This is a genomic window from Paenarthrobacter sp. Z7-10 (assembly GCF_026932795.1).
Taxonomy (GTDB): Bacteria; Actinomycetota; Actinomycetes; order Actinomycetales; family Micrococcaceae; genus Arthrobacter_M.
The window spans coordinates 88,295-101,985 of the sequence record NZ_JADPVH010000004.1 but is presented as its reverse complement, the minus strand read 5'-3'; the positions used below and the strand labels follow the sequence as shown (position 1 = coordinate 101,985).

Sequence of the window (13,691 nt, the reverse complement as noted above, 5' to 3'; positions counted from 1 at the left end):
TCGCCCCAGGTGACGGCCTGGTCTTCCTCTGCCTGATTGGCATCATCGCGGCCGCGTTATTGGGCTCATACTTCGTTCAAACCGCGTACTCATCCGGCCCACCCGACCTCGTGGTCGCCGGCCTAACGGTCATTGACCCCATGGTCGGTGTCACGATCGGCATCGTCGTGCTCGGCGAAGCCACCCATGCTCCGCTCTGGGCCATTGCCACGTTCGTGGCCGCCGGCTCGCTAGCCGTTTTCGGTGTCTTCCAACTCTCCAGCAGACCTGAACGTCAACCCCCACATCCCGTCGGCCCACACTAACGGGCACCCAGCCTGACCTGACGGCATCCTCGAAGTGACTGCCCGGATCGGCTGAGAAGCGGACCGTGTCCGTCAGCTCGGCGCACGTACTCACGGTCCCGCCGGTCTCGGTCGCAGGGTTCGCCGAGAACGAGCACGTGGCCTCGATCGTGAACACCGTCCCAGCCATGTCAGTCGTTTTCGGCAGCCGGCTCGATCAGGTGCGATCCGTTGTTGCGAACGCTGTTCACCTCGGTGCTGACCACCCGCGGTACGAGCCTCGGTTCTGGAATCGCATCCAGAAGCTGCTCGACCTCGGCCGCACGTGTGGTTTCCGGATCCAGCCACTCGGCCTGGAGGTCGGCTGGAACGATCATTGGGGTTCTGTCGTGAATATGCCCCAGCGAGTCCGCCGCCGCGGTGGTGATGATGGTGCAGGTCCGCAGCCACCGGTCGGGATGATCGTCCGGCAGGGACGGGTCGGACCAATATTCAAAGAGCCCGGCGAAGGCGAGAATTGCTTCGTCTTCAGCGTGCAGGTAGGTCGGTATTTTTCCGTCCGGTGTCTTCTGCCACTCAAAATACCCGTCGGCAACCACCAGGGCGCGCCGCTTGGCTGCGGCCTGGCGGAAGGAGGGCTTTTCCGTCACAGTCTCGCGCCGGGCATTGATCAGGCGGGCACCGGATTTGGCGTCTTTCGACCAGGATGGAACGAGTCCCCAGCGCGCCGTGATCAGTTCCCGCGACGGTTCATCCGCCACGGACGACTTGCGGGCAACGACAAGGGGGACCACATCAGTCGGCGCGATATTGAAGGACGGCTGAATGTCCGCTGCAAAAGGCTCCGTGACATCAAAGGCTGCAACAAGGTCGCCGGTGCTGCGCGCCATGACGTATCTCCCACACATGTACTCATTATGGGTCAGCACCTGGAAGCGGCGTAGTTGGCCGCGGAATAATGGCGCCCGATCCCCGCGTTGACGCAACTGACAGCAACAAGAAGCGAATTTTCAAAGGAGTTCCGTTGGACTACACACCCAAGGCCGGCACCATCACCATGTTCTCGACCAGCTGGTGCGGTTACTGCCGCCGGTTGAAGACGCAACTGGACTCCCAGGGCATCGGCTACACCGAGATCAACATCGAAGATGTCGCCGGAACAGCGGAGCTCGTGGAGAAGCTCAATGGCGGCAATCAGACCGTCCCCACGGTGCTTTTCCCGGACGGCTCCTCGGCAACAAACCCCTCCCTGAACGATGTGAAGGCCCGGCTGGCCGCCTGAGCGTGCGAAAGTAGCGACTGCCGTCGTGCTGTGGTAGACACGAAGGACTCAGCGTGAGGATCTCGGTCGAAGGGAAAAGCAGCAGTGGTGCACAAAGTTCAAGGCGTCGTCGCACGGTCCAAGGGAGCACCCGTCACCCTCGAAACCATCCTGGTTCCGGATCCCGGCCCCGGCGAGGCCCTCGTCGATATCCTCACCAGCGGGGTCTGCCACACCGACCTGCACTACAAGCTGGGCCACATCAGTGATGATTTCCCCTTCCTGCTCGGCCACGAGGCAACCGGGGTGGTGAGCGCCGTGGGTCCGGATGTGACGAATGTGGTCCCGGGTGACCGCGTCATCCTGAACTGGCGTGCGGTCTGCGGCGAGTGCCGCGCCTGCCGGCGGGGCAAGCCCGAATACTGCTTCAACACGTCCAACGCTACGCAAAAGATGACGCTGGAGGACGGAACCGAGCTGTCAGCGGCCCTGGGAATCGGGGCGTTCACTGAAAAGACGCTGGTCGCCGCCGGCCAGTGCACCAAGGTGGACCCGGAAGCCGATGCGGCCGCCGTGGGTCTGCTGGGTTGCGGCGTGATGGCCGGCATCGGCGCGGCCATCAACACCGGCGGAGTTCAGCGTGGCGACTCCGTGGCCGTGATCGGCTGTGGAGGTGTGGGAACGGCCGCCATTGCCGGGGCTGCCTTGGCCGGCGCCACGACCGTCATCGCCGTCGACCTGGACGCCCGAAAACTGGAACGGGCGCAGGCCCTGGGCGCAACTCACACCATCGACGCCTCCACAGCCGACCCGGTCGAGGGCATTCGTGCGCTCACCGGCGGTTTTGGCGCGGACGTTGTCATTGACGCCGTCGGCCGGCCGGAAACTTACCAGCAGGCGTTTTATGCCCGTGACCTTGCCGGCACCGTGGTGCTGGTGGGTGTTCCCACCCCTGAAATGAAGCTTGAGCTGCCGCTGTTGGACGTCTTTGGCCGCGGCGGCGCGCTGAAGTCCTCCTGGTACGGCGATTGCCTGCCGTCCCGGGACTTCCCGATGCTGGTGAGCCTGTACCGCCAGGGCCGGCTGGATCTGGACGCCTTCGTGTCCGAGCGGATCCGGATTGACCAGATCGAGGAGGCCTTCGACAAAATGCGGGAGGGCACGGTATTGCGCTCGGTGGTGGAGCTCTGATGTCCGCCAATATAGCGGCGGGCATTGAGCAGGTGGTCACCTCGGGAACGTTTTCGCTCGACGGCGGCAGCTGGGACGTGGAAAACAACGTCTGGATCATCGGGAACGACCAGGAGTGCCTGATCATTGACGCCGCGCATGACGCGCAGGCGATTGTCGAGCGCGTGGCTGGCCGCCGGGTTATCGCGCTGCTGCTCACCCATGCCCACGATGACCACATTGGCGCGGCCGGGCGGCTGGCCGCGGAGCTCCATGCGCCGATCCATCTCAACGCCGCGGACCGGATGCTCTGGGACCGGGTCTACCCGCAAACCGCGCCCGGGCACGAGCTCAATGATGGGGATACATTCGAGGTGGCCGGACTGACGCTGGAGGCACTCCATTCGCCCGGCCACTCCCCCGGATCAATGTGCTTCCATCTGGCCTCGGAGCGGACCGTGTTCACCGGCGATACCCTTTTTCGGGGTGGGCCGGGAGCCACCGGAAGGTCGTTCAGCGACTTCGGCACCATTATCGACTCCATCCGGAACAGGCTGCTGACCCTGCCGCCGGAAACTGTGGTGCGGACGGGGCATGGAGATCAGACCAGCATCGGAGCCGAGGCTGTCCATCTGCAGGAGTGGATCGAGCGCGGGCACTGATGGCCGGTGATGGCCGGTGACTGCCGGTGGCTGACGGCGGAACTTCGCCGGCCGAACTCGAATGGAGGGACTGTGGCCATCCTGATCGGGAACTGCCGGTTTCAGGCCGGACTACGGGTTGGGATGGGGCTTCGCGCCGAGGTTCAGCGTTGACCAATCCTGCTCGGTCAGAGTTGCGTTTTGCGCGTAGGCCCGGACGACGGCGGTTTCCACGGCTTCCACGGTCAGCTTAGGGACCAGATCCGTGGCACCACCAGCCGTCTGCGGCGTCCACTCCAACCCCAGCGCGGCATAGCACTCGGTGAGTACGGCCCGCAGTGGTGCCGGATCCTGCACCACTATCACCGAACTGAACAGCCACGCCCCGGAAACCGCCCGCTGGGCAGTGCCAACCAGCTTGATCTGCGTCCCATCGGATCCGGTGCCATGAACGCTGAATTCCCCGGGGCAATATTCCCCCGGTATCTCGCCAACCTCGGCGTCCACGCCCACACTGCGCAGGGCGCCGCCGAGCAACTCGCCAAAATGACTGAACCGGGCCTTCGCGCGGACCATGGCATCCTGCTGGGGTTCAATATGGTCCACCACCAGACATCCCCGGTGGTACGCCGCAGCCCGGCCGCCAGCCTTACGGATCAAGGGTTCAAAACCGTGCCGCCGTGCCGCAGCGCAGGCTTCGGCGAAACCGGTCAAGTTGGCGTCCCGCTGGCCAAAGGCCAAGGTGGCTTCAGGACGGTAAAACCGAACGGTGGGACCAAGGTTGCCCTGGCGCGCTTCGGTGAGCAGCCGGAGTCCAAAATCCAGGTCCTCGGCCCGGCCCAGTGATACGGGCTGGCGGAGGATGGACAGCGCCGGCGCATAGGTGTCGCCCGTAAACTGGGCCGCCGCCGGCGAAAGAGCCGCGTTCGGCGAAAGTCCTTGCATCGGGGCGTCTGGAGAACCCAGCGCACCCTCGACCATCTGGACCATCGGTTTCTCCTTCAGGTCAGGCGAATTGTTGCTCTGTGGCATTTCGTTCCCGGTAGCTGCAGGAACCGGTAGTTGCTGGAACCGGAAGTTTCAGGAACCGGAAGTTTCTCGAACCGTCAGACTGTGTCCGGCTTCGCGGCCTCCGGCAACCTGCGGATGGTCAGGATCTGGGCGGCCCGGCCGAACGGTCCCTGCACATCGTGAAGCACGCTGGACGTAAGACCTATGCCGTCGGTGCCGAAGGTGACGCTGGTGTCCACGCCCAGCCAATCACCTACCGGGTCGCGGTGCAGGTGCACGGACAGGTCGACGTTCGGGAACATATAGCTCCCCGGTCCCGGAGGTACCCGGGCGGCAAGGCCGTTCGCGGTGTCCACCAATCCCATCAACCGCACCAAATCCGCCGTCGGCTGCCCCTCAACCATAGGGTAGGGACTGCGGATCCAGACTTTACCGCGCCCCGGCCGGTGGCCCGGGACCACCCTGATCTCCAGCGAGGCGATGTAGCCGCCGGGCCATTGGGTCATCCCTTCCCACCCCGCCGCTTCCGCCACGCCCGGCATGGGCTCTTCCTCGACGGCGGCGACGCCAGCGGTATCCCCGCGCTGCAGCCGCCAAGCCGTGGCGCGCACGGCAACCCTGCCCTCGGCGATGAGTTCCGCCTGCAGAAGCTCGATCGTCCTGCCACCGCGGATGATCTGCGTCTCGATCCGGAACTGACCAGCCGGAATCAGCCCCAGTATGTCAAAGTTGACCCGAGCCATCCGCAGGTCCGGCCGTGGCTGGCACAGTTCCAGCTCTCGGGTCATAATGCCCGAAACCGGCGCCATATGCTGCTCGTGCGGATTCCATGCGCCCTGAGTGTGAAGCGTGGACTCGTAGCTTCCTCCGCCCAGGGAACGATAGAAAAAATCCTGCTCCGTGGCTGCGGACTCTTCGAAGCCCTGCTCTTCCAATACGGCCGAACGACCGCCGCTTTCCGTCTTACTCACCATGCCAAAGACTCTACCGTTCACGGTTCGCCGCGCCCCAACCCGGGCGGCGGAAACGGCCGTTAGGCTGGAGGAACCGACAGCCCGCTTCGAGAGTCTGGACCCCTGATGAGCAACGAGGAACGCCGCAGCCAGCTTGGAGACAACGACGCTCCGGTCGAGGAAGAGATTGAGACCTCCTTTGACCGGATTGTGGACGAGGGCGCCCAACGCCTGAACCGGACCTGGCTGGCCGTTATCATCACCGGTATTTTTGGTGGTCTGGAAATCGGCACGGGCATCATGGCTTATCTGGCCGTGCTCCATGAGACCGGCAACCAACTGCTGGCCGGCGTGGCGTTCGGCATAGGCTTCGTCGCCCTGTTGCTGGCCAAGAGCGAACTGTTTACTGAAGGGTTCCTGGTCCCGATCGCAGCAGTCGCCGCTCGTGAGGCAGGTATCGGCAAGCTGGCCAAACTCTGGGCCGGGACGCTGGTGGCCAATCTGGTCAGCGGTTGGCTGTTCATGTGGCTGCTGATGAGCGCCTTCCCGCAATGGGCCGGCACCGTCGCGGAGACCGCCCAGCATTTCGTGGAGACTCCCATTTCGCTGCAGAACATCTGCCTGGCCGTTCTGGGAGGCAGCACCATCACGCTGATGACGCGGATGCAGCACGGGACGGAATCGATGATGGCCAAGGTCGTTGCTGCCGTGGCGGGAGGGTTCCTGCTCTCCGGCCTTCCGCTGTTCCACTCCATCCTGGACTCGCTGCTGATCTTCGGCGCCCTGCATTCCGGCGCCCCGATCACCTATCTGAACTGGCTGGGCTGGTTCGGTTACACGCTGTTCTTCAACATTGTGGGAGGCCTGGTGTTGGTGACCGCTCTCAGGCTGCTGCGGTCAAAAGACCTGATTGAGGAACGACGGCGGAACTCGCCGGCGGATCCGGATGAACCGCACTGAGGTGCCCATTATTGCGACCAAAAAGTGATCTCCGGCCCTATACACCGGCCCGCGGAGGGGCGACGATTGAAGCATGGACTTCGGCTGCCGATGCTCCTTGGACTACCCATCGCCGCTGGCTGCCGTGCAAGAGGAAGGACAGTCCCTTGACAGATCAACAGAAAACGCCTCCGGCTATCCGAGCGGACAGAATGCTCAGGGCAGTGACCAGGCACCGTGCCTGCGGACTGCTCGATCAGTTTTCGGGCCATCGGGTCTTGGAATCAGAAATGGGATTTCAGGCCCGAAGCAGGAAAATGACCAGCCCCGTCACTTCGCCCGGTTCCGACCCAGGGTCTCAGACGAAAGTCGACCCAGCGTCCCTGATTAACCTCGACGCTGCGGCCGCCGCGGAGTCCAGTACCACTCCTGACTCCGAGGAAAACAGTATTTCCCCGGTTTGACGAACCTTGAGGGATCCCCCGGTGAAGAACAACGAGTACCAGTTTCTGTCGGTGTGGCGGGTGCCGGGCACGCCGCGGGAAGTCGTGGACGTTCTCGGTGACCCGCTGACCCTGCCCCGTTGGTGGCCGTCCGTTTACCTGGATGTGCACCAGGTGCTCCCCGGCGCGGCCGACGGCAACGGCCGCACGGTGGATTTGTACACCAAGGGGTGGCTGCCCTACACCCTGCGCTGGACGCTTACCGTGACCGAACCCATCACCGAATCCGGATTTGGACTGACAGCAGCGGGGGATCTCAATGGCACCGGCCGATGGACATTCCGAGCTGACGGGCCGGAAACTGTTATCACCTACGACTGGCGGGTCAGTGCCGCAAAACCGATGCTGCGCCAGCTCAGCTGGCTGATGAAACCAGTGTTCGCAGCCAACCACCGCTGGGCGATGCTCCGAGGCGAAGAGAGCCTCCACCTGGAGCTGCGCCGTCGACGGGCCGCCGGCTCGGCGGGACGCCAGAATGTTCCGGGCCCGCCCCAGCCCTCATTCCGCAGAGTCGTCCGTCGCCTGGACAAGGAAAACTGACCGGGCGCCGTCAATGAGTCCGCACTGGCGCCAAGGAATGGATAACCTCGCTGACGATCGCTGGGTAATGCCGCTTCTGCCCTGTCACAAACCGGCGCGCGACGCCGCGGATTCGGCTATGCCGATGTAAGGCGCCGTCGCAGTTCGGGCCAAGAGGAAGCAAAACCCGGATGCAGGGACTTTTGCTCAACCTCCTGCACGGGGATCCAGGACAGCTCGATGCTTTCGGGATCGGTAATGGCGGCCTCAAATGGCCGCAAAACACGCAAAGCCACCGTGGTGTAGGTCCAATAGCCCACATCATAAATTGACGTGAACAGAAGGTGCAGGTGATCCGGCGGCACCGCCGCTTCCTCCTGAGCCTCCCGCAGGGCCCCGGAAACCGCATCTTCGCCCTCATGCAGCGCGCCCCCCGGCAGCCCCCATGTCCCGCCGTGATCACTCCAGGTGGCACGATGCTGAAGCAGGATCCCCCGGGAAAGGTCGTGGACCAGCACGCCGGCAGCACCGAATCGTCCCCAGAACTTTCCCCGCTCGCCCTCAACCCACGCGTCACCAGGATCCCGTGGTCCCAGCGGGCGCCGCGGTTCCCCGGGAACGGGCGGCAGAATCTTAGTCATAGCTACACAATCTCACAGCCTCTCCCGGCGTGGCTGTGGCGGGTGGAATCTGGGTCAGGCGTTGACCGTCTTTTCGACCTTCCATTGCATCAACCGCGGATAGACCCAGAAGGTGTAGATTTCCACCGTCATGAAATCCAGCAGCAGATGCCAAGGGTGAAGACGGCTATCAGCAGGCCCAGCCAGCTGTGGTGCGAATAACTGAACCCTAAAGCTTGGGGCATACATTCCTGGCATCCGGATGATGACCGCATCCCCAACCGCTGTTTACCGGCCTTTCCACTCGGAACGCAGAATCGACATTTGAATGACGTCGACATATTCCCCGTCGAATTTCAGCACCTGCCGTTGGCGGCCTTCAACGACGAATCCGGCCTTTTCATATGCCCGCTGGGCACGTGGGTTGAAGGCATACACCTCAAGTTCGATCCGGTTGATGGTCGTGTTCCGGAAGCAGTAATCAGTGATCAGCCCGGTTGCTTCGGTACCCAGGCCGCGGTTGCGTCCCGCCGGTCCAAGGAGAATGCGGAAACCAACGATGTCATCCGCCGGGCGCCAGTCGTTCAGGACGGCTTCACCAACGCAGCTGCCGGTGGCTCGGTCAATGACCGCCAGATCGAGTCGGTCGGTTTGCTGGTTGCGCGTTTCGTACCAGCGGCGGGTGTGGTCATCGAGTTCATGCGGCCGGGTTTCCGCCTCGACGGTTGACCGCACGCTCCCGGTCAGGGCCGATACCGGCCATTGGAACAGGCTGGCAGCCCGGGGGCCGCTGCAGCACTACCGTTACGTCTGGCGGGAGCGGCCCGGCCGCACGCCCCGGCTGCTGGAGGTTCCCGGGCTGCGGTTGCGCGCCATCCAGCGCCAGGTCCTGGAACGCCTGATCGGGACCATTCCTGTGCACCCGGCTGCACACGGATTTGTTCCCGGCCGCAGTGCGGCCAGTGGAGCGGCGCGTCACACCGGCACCGAGGTGGTGATTTCCCTTGATCTCACGAGCTTTTTTGCCCGCGTCGACGCCGGCCGCATCTACGGCATGCTCCGGCGCGCGGGCTACCCCGAGGCAGTGGCCCACAGCCTGACCGGACTGTGCACACACGCCGTCCCGCCGTGGGTGCTCAACGCGATGCCGCTCGGCGGAAGCGTTGATGAACGGTTCGCGCTGCGGCAGTCCCTGCGCCTTCCGCACCTTCCGCAGGGAGCGCCGTCGTCGCCTCAGCTGGCCAACCTTGCCCTGCGCCGGCTGGACGTGCGCCTGCAGGGCTGGGCGGATGCTTCCGCCGCAACCTACACCCGGTACGCGGATGACCTGAGCTTCAGCGGCGGAACGGCGCTGGCCCGGGGTGTGGACGCCTTCATCCGTGGTGTGAACCGCGTCGTTGATGATGAGGGCCACACCCTGAACCCGCGAAAGACCCGGGCGCGAACGGCCAGCCGCCGGCAGAGCGTCACGGGCGTCGTCGTGAACCGGCGGCTCAACGCCGGGCGAAAGGAGTTCGATGCGCTCCGGGCCATCCTGCACAACTGCGTCCAGCACGGGCCGGGGACACAAAACCGGAGCGGGCATTCCGACTTCCGGGCCCACCTGCTCGGCCGGATCGGCTGGATGAGTTCGCTGAATGCGGGCCGCGGGGACCGGCTGCGGCGGGAATTCGATCAGATTCACTGGTAAGGCCGGTGGCGCTGACTATGCCGTGTTGCGCGTTCCGGACGAACGTCACCTGGCCGTCATAGACTGGGACCATGCGCCTCCCCCAACGCCAGTCCGAAGCGCGAATGCAGTGCACCGGCGGCTCCGGGGCCGTCGTTGATCTTGCGGTGAAGTCATCGTGAGCCGGACGGATCCGCAGATCCGGCATCATCAACTGATCATCACCGTCTACGGCTTGTACTGCCGTGGTGCCGGAGCGTCCTTACCGGTGTCCGTGCTGATCAGCATGCTGGGCGATCTTGGCTTTGATGCGCCGGGGGTCCGCTCGGCGGTCTCACGGTTGAAAGCCAAGGGCGTTCTCAGGAGCGTGAAGTCCGGAAACGGTGCCAGATATGAGCTTTCGCCGTCCGTTGCGGGCATGTTCCTCGAAGGCGATGAGCGAATCTTCGCTTCCCATCCTTCGAGGGCCGACGACGGCTGGGTGCTGGCTATTTTCTCGGTTCCCGAATCGATGCGGAACCGGCGGCACCAATTACGCACTGTCTTGGCGGGGTTCGGATTTGGGTCGATGGCGTCTGGAGCGTGGATTGCCCCGGCCGCTGCATTGGACCGGACCATGAAGCGGCTTGCGGCCCTGGAACTTGACCAGTTCGTGGATTTTTTCCGCGGCGATCCGGCCGCGGACGGCGATCTGCGCGGCAAAGTTGACCGCTGGTGGAACTTGAGCGCCCTGGACGAACAGTTTGCACAGTTTTTGGATTCGTATGGCGGCGCGGTTAAACATTGGACCGCACGTATTGGTACCGACCCCGGGCGCGCATTAGCTGAATCGACAGCCGAACTGAAGCGGGACGCTTTCCGTTTCTACCTCCCGATGCTGACCGTTTGGCGCCGGTTCCCCTTCCAGGATCCGGGCCTGCCCTTGGAGTACCTGCCCGAATACTGGAAAGGGCCAGCAGCCCAGGCGGCCTTCTTGCAGATCCATCGCCTGCTCGCTCCGCTGGCCGCGGCCCACGCCGAGGCTTTGATGGGGTCGCTGCAGAAAACTGGAAAATAGTCCCCTGAGGCTCGCAAAGGCAGGTGACCACTGGGCACGAGGATCGCAGCTGCGCTGCCCTCGACGACCGGACCGAGAGTTGAGTTCCCGCGTTTGCCCTGCGATTTGCTGCTATGTACAAGGCGGATTGCTTCGGCTTGCCAAGGCCTGTCTGCTGTTAGCATCGGGCCATGACCGACTTAATGTCACCGTTGCCGCGCGCAACGATTGGTGAGACGACGTTTTTCGTCGAGGACAAACGCCCTGTGGTGGTGGCCCGCCGTAAAGCCAAACCGGACCTATTTCTCACCTGGCCGGAGCTTGATATCGGAATATTTGCCCCGAACGTGTGGGTACTTCAGGCGCCGGATGCACTCTGGGTGTTGTATCAAGCCGGTGATGTAGGAGGTGACGATCGCTACCCGGATCTGCAAGCGCCCGACTTTTCGGCGGTGGTAAGAATCGATGTGGACGGATCCGTTGGGGTGGTTCGCCTTGGAGGCACACCGGTCTTGGGCGCAACTCGTGCCGGACTGTGGGCGGGTAGTTCCCCAGGAGAACTCATCGATGACACTTATCGGGGCGGCGAGTTGCCGACCGATTGGGCACCAACGACGCTGCACATCCACGTCCCCGGGCAACCTCCGCGAACGCTGCACGTCGATCGGTATGTCAACGCCGTACGCGAAGAAAACCAAGGGCATGTGCTGTTCGTGAACCCTCCCCGCCGGTCGCCCACCGTGACTCTGGCGGGATTACTTACGAATACCGGCGCACCGCCCTGGTTTTGGGTCCCGTTGAACAATGGCCCGAGCACGTGAAATTCAGGGACTACGTCCCCCAAGGATGGGGACCCCCTGTTGCCCCAGAACGGCTCGAGCTGAACTACAACCCCTATGTCCCATCCCATGATGCCGCGCAAATCGACCTGGCCAACGCGGCAGGAAGCCGCTGGAAGTTCGCTGGCTTAACCGATGCACAGAAAACCCAAGCGGTGAAGGCGTTGACGGATCAGTTTGTCGACGCCGGCCCCTATTGGAATGCGCCAGATGGAACCGCCCGTCCGCTCGCAACGGGTGTCCGTGAAACACAAGTGGACGTCATCGGTGAGTGGCCCGGAACCCTCGTCCGGGTCACCTGCCGTCACCCGTACTTCCCAACCGGGAGGATCCGCCGCAGCATAAGGATTTTCGACGACGCCGGCCGCATCAAATTCGATCGCTACGCCAGCATCCAATTCAGGGAAGACCTTGATACCCATGCACTCCCGGAACTACGGGAAGCGAGGAACGGAATCCTGGACGCCTGACCCGCATGCGTGGCCGACTGGACGTCCGACCCGCATGCGTGGCCGACTGGACGTCCGACCCGCATGCGCGCCCGAAAGGATAGTGTTCCGTTGACGACTAATGCGTCACGCCTATCGAGTGGACCGGTGCCGCAGGCGTCACCGCCAAAATTCGGTGAGTTGTTCGGCAAGGGCTCTGCCTTGGCTGTAGCCAGCCAGAGCAGCGGGCGGACGCAGCGACAGATCCATCGCATTGGCGCCAAACATGTGCTCGGACTTGCTGCCCGGGAAGATCGTTTCGACTCTACTGCCGCCTGCGCGTAGTTCGTCGACCTGTGTTGCCAGATGCATGCCCCAGCCCACCGGTGTCCGTGATCTACCACCGAATGGTGACAGCACCAGCACCCGTGCGTACCCGGTTGCCAGATCGGCGTTGTCGGCGTTCGATCGGTAGCCGCCGTCGATGTATCGGCCGCCGCCGATACTGTAGGCAGGGCCACTGGAACAGCTGGCGGCCACGGCGTCCACTAAGTCGACCCCGCTGTCGCGGTCAAACACGACCGGCTCGCCGGTATGGGCATCGACCGCCGGAATGAGCATCCGCTGTTGCGGCCAGAGCTGGCTGGGCAGACGAGCCGCGACCGTAGCGCGCCACCGCGTCTGCACGGAACTGTGCGACGTCGCGGCCGTTTCGAGCGCCGCCGCGCCCATTCTGCGGCGCATGTCCGCCGCATCCTCAGCGGCGGCGATGATTGCGCTCGTTGTCTCCATGTGGTTCGCCGCCGGCCTGATCGGGACAGGTCCGCGGGCGGATCCCCCCGGAGCAGTCCGTGGCTGGGCCTCAGCGGCAAGGATGGCGTCAAACAATTCGATCGGGGTCGCGCTGGTTATTTGGGCCGCGGCCGTCGATCCGGCCGACGTCCCAATGATCAGGTCGGCCTGGGGCGCATCCAGACCGGCATCGAACAGGCCGGCGATCACGCCGATAAGCCATGCATTGCCTGTGGATCCGCCACCGCCAAGGACCAGCGCCCGCCTGCCCGCGGCGCTCGCCACCTTCGTGGCGTCGACCTGCGGCTGATCTTGGTGGGACCTCGGCCGGTCTGAGGTCGTCGTCGAGGTGAAGTGCGGATTTGAGGAAGGTGTTGTGTTCACGGGAGTCGCCTTTCGCGAATTGCCTGTCGGGCGCTCCCGGTGGCGACTACCTCAGTCGCGCAATCGTGGATTGCAGGGGAGCACCCACTGCGGATACTGCGTTCATGGGTCTCACCTCCTGCCGATGGATCTCGATCGCCTGTACGTTAGCACGCCGGCGGAGCAGTGCGCAATAGGTCATTTATCCGCCGCTCCCCAGGACGCGAACCTTCTGGCCGCTACTGTATGACGGCGATGCCCTGGATCTCGATCAGTGCTTCTTTTTGCCACAGCCGGCTGACCCCGATGCCCGCCATCGCCGGATATTCGGACCCGGCCATCTCCCGCCACAGCCGGCCGATTTCCCGACCATTGGCCAGATAGTCGTCCACATCCGTGAGGTAAATGGTCACACTGACCAGGTCCTGCGGCTGGCCGCCGGCCTCCGAGAGGGTGAGCAGGACATTGCTGAACGCCTGCCGGAACTGCGCCACAATGCCGCCCGGGACAATCTGCATGTCCTTCGTGAGTGCGGTCTGGCCGCCGAGATAGACGGTCTTTCCCGCCAGGACTCCATGCGCGTAGCCGGAAGGCTTAGGCAGCGCGGCGGGATTGATCGTCGTGTGCATTCTGCTTCCTTCGGTGCGGGGGAGAAACTCATCG

Annotated in this window: 16 protein-coding genes and 1 pseudogene; 10 read left to right on the top strand and 7 right to left on the bottom strand. The window is 63.8% G+C overall.

Annotation, left to right across the window (positions count from 1 at the left end; all coding sequences use genetic code 11):
- A pseudogene (locus IV498_RS02485) lies at positions 1-305 on the top strand (multidrug DMT transporter permease); the annotation flags it as partial.
- A 170-nt stretch (positions 306-475) separates the two neighbouring features.
- Here IV498_RS02485 and IV498_RS02480 read toward each other — a convergent pair.
- Entirely contained in the window at positions 476-1,192 is a 717-nt protein-coding gene (locus IV498_RS02480) for an SOS response-associated peptidase (protein WP_269044975.1), read from the bottom strand.
- Positions 1,193-1,308: 116 nt separating this feature from the next.
- Here IV498_RS02480 and IV498_RS02475 point away from each other — a divergent pair, with 116 nt between their 5' ends.
- From IV498_RS02475 to IV498_RS02465, 3 genes are all read left to right on the top strand, one after another.
- Entirely contained in the window at positions 1,309-1,566 is a 258-nt protein-coding gene (locus tag IV498_RS02475; RefSeq protein ID WP_330059141.1) for a mycoredoxin, read from the top strand.
- An 84-nt stretch (positions 1,567-1,650) separates the two neighbouring features.
- Positions 1,651-2,736: an S-(hydroxymethyl)mycothiol dehydrogenase gene (locus tag IV498_RS02470; protein ID WP_269044974.1), complete on the top strand. Its 1,086-nt coding sequence runs from the start codon at positions 1,651-1,653 to the stop codon at positions 2,734-2,736.
- Positions 2,736-3,377 (top strand): MBL fold metallo-hydrolase, encoded by a 642-nt coding sequence (locus IV498_RS02465; RefSeq protein WP_442951263.1) that lies wholly within the window; start codon positions 2,736-2,738, stop codon positions 3,375-3,377. The genes IV498_RS02470 and IV498_RS02465 overlap by 1 nt, the downstream gene beginning before the upstream one ends.
- Positions 3,378-3,488: 111 nt before the next feature.
- On the opposite strand, the gene IV498_RS02460 is transcribed toward IV498_RS02465, so the two are convergent.
- A complete protein-coding gene (locus IV498_RS02460) occupies positions 3,489-4,346 on the bottom strand; it encodes a lipoate--protein ligase family protein (RefSeq protein ID WP_269044973.1) in 858 nt (285 codons plus the stop codon).
- A gap of 116 nt (positions 4,347-4,462) precedes the next feature.
- The gene (locus tag IV498_RS02455) at positions 4,463-5,341 is read right to left on the bottom strand and encodes a thioesterase family protein (RefSeq protein ID WP_269044972.1); all 879 of its coding nucleotides are present in this window, start codon (positions 5,339-5,341) and stop codon (positions 4,463-4,465) included.
- Between the two features lie 105 nt (positions 5,342-5,446).
- Between IV498_RS02455 and IV498_RS02450 the strand changes: the two genes are divergently transcribed.
- Both IV498_RS02450 and IV498_RS02445 read left to right on the top strand, forming a co-directional pair.
- Positions 5,447-6,280 carry a formate/nitrite transporter family protein gene (locus IV498_RS02450; protein WP_269044971.1) on the top strand — a complete coding sequence of 278 codons (834 nt, stop codon included), beginning with the start codon at positions 5,447-5,449 and terminating at the stop codon, positions 6,278-6,280.
- A gap of 464 nt (positions 6,281-6,744) precedes the next feature.
- Positions 6,745-7,302 (top strand): SRPBCC family protein, encoded by a 558-nt coding sequence (locus IV498_RS02445; protein ID WP_269044970.1) that lies wholly within the window; start codon positions 6,745-6,747, stop codon positions 7,300-7,302.
- 116 nt (positions 7,303-7,418) lie between these two features.
- Here IV498_RS02445 and IV498_RS02440 read toward each other — a convergent pair whose 3' ends face one another.
- Positions 7,419-7,922 (bottom strand): NUDIX domain-containing protein, encoded by a 504-nt coding sequence (locus IV498_RS02440; RefSeq protein ID WP_269044969.1) that lies wholly within the window; start codon positions 7,920-7,922, stop codon positions 7,419-7,421.
- A 267-nt stretch (positions 7,923-8,189) separates the two neighbouring features.
- Entirely contained in the window at positions 8,190-8,636 is a 447-nt protein-coding gene (locus IV498_RS02435) for a GNAT family N-acetyltransferase (protein ID WP_269044968.1), read from the bottom strand.
- Between IV498_RS02435 and IV498_RS02430 the strand changes: the two genes are divergently transcribed.
- The 4 genes from IV498_RS02430 (at position 8,527) to IV498_RS02415 (ending at position 11,915) form a co-directional block, all read left to right on the top strand.
- The gene (locus IV498_RS02430) at positions 8,527-9,591 is read left to right on the top strand and encodes a reverse transcriptase family protein (protein ID WP_269044967.1); all 1,065 of its coding nucleotides are present in this window, start codon (positions 8,527-8,529) and stop codon (positions 9,589-9,591) included. The genes IV498_RS02435 and IV498_RS02430 overlap by 110 nt on opposite strands.
- A gap of 157 nt (positions 9,592-9,748) precedes the next feature.
- Positions 9,749-10,627 carry a PaaX family transcriptional regulator gene (locus tag IV498_RS02425; RefSeq protein WP_269044966.1) on the top strand — a complete coding sequence of 293 codons (879 nt, stop codon included), beginning with the start codon at positions 9,749-9,751 and terminating at the stop codon, positions 10,625-10,627.
- Positions 10,628-10,797: 170 nt separating this feature from the next.
- Positions 10,798-11,427 (top strand): hypothetical protein, encoded by a 630-nt coding sequence (locus IV498_RS02420; RefSeq protein WP_269044965.1) that lies wholly within the window; start codon positions 10,798-10,800, stop codon positions 11,425-11,427.
- A complete protein-coding gene (locus IV498_RS02415; protein ID WP_269044964.1) occupies positions 11,424-11,915 on the top strand; it encodes a hypothetical protein in 492 nt (163 codons plus the stop codon). The genes IV498_RS02420 and IV498_RS02415 overlap by 4 nt, the downstream gene beginning before the upstream one ends.
- 138 nt (positions 11,916-12,053) lie before the next feature.
- Here the strand turns inward: IV498_RS02415 and IV498_RS02410 are convergent, their stop codons facing one another.
- Positions 12,054-13,049: a patatin-like phospholipase family protein gene (locus IV498_RS02410; protein WP_269044963.1), complete on the bottom strand. Its 996-nt coding sequence runs from the start codon at positions 13,047-13,049 to the stop codon at positions 12,054-12,056.
- Positions 13,050-13,267: 218 nt separating this feature from the next.
- On the bottom strand, positions 13,268-13,657 hold the full coding sequence (locus IV498_RS02405) for a RidA family protein (RefSeq protein ID WP_269044962.1): 390 nt from the start codon (positions 13,655-13,657) through the stop codon (positions 13,268-13,270).
- Between the last annotated feature and the right edge of the window lie 34 nt (positions 13,658-13,691).

Coding starts and splice junctions, on each gene's coding strand:
- IV498_RS02480 (WP_269044975.1), bottom strand. CDS start 1,192: ATGTGTGGGAGATACGTCATGGCGCGCAGCACCGGCGACCTTGTTGCA.
- IV498_RS02465 (WP_442951263.1), top strand. CDS start 2,736: ATGTCCGCCAATATAGCGGCGGGCATTGAGCAGGTGGTCACCTCGGGA.
- IV498_RS02460 (WP_269044973.1), bottom strand. CDS start 4,346: ATGGTCCAGATGGTCGAGGGTGCGCTGGGTTCTCCAGACGCCCCGATG.
- IV498_RS02455 (WP_269044972.1), bottom strand. CDS start 5,341: ATGGTGAGTAAGACGGAAAGCGGCGGTCGTTCGGCCGTATTGGAAGAG.
- IV498_RS02450 (WP_269044971.1), top strand. CDS start 5,447: ATGAGCAACGAGGAACGCCGCAGCCAGCTTGGAGACAACGACGCTCCG.
- IV498_RS02440 (WP_269044969.1), bottom strand. CDS start 7,922: ATGACTAAGATTCTGCCGCCCGTTCCCGGGGAACCGCGGCGCCCGCTG.
- IV498_RS02430 (WP_269044967.1), top strand. CDS start 8,527: ATGACCGCCAGATCGAGTCGGTCGGTTTGCTGGTTGCGCGTTTCGTAC.
- IV498_RS02420 (WP_269044965.1), top strand. CDS start 10,798: ATGACCGACTTAATGTCACCGTTGCCGCGCGCAACGATTGGTGAGACG.
- IV498_RS02405 (WP_269044962.1), bottom strand. CDS start 13,657: ATGCACACGACGATCAATCCCGCCGCGCTGCCTAAGCCTTCCGGCTAC.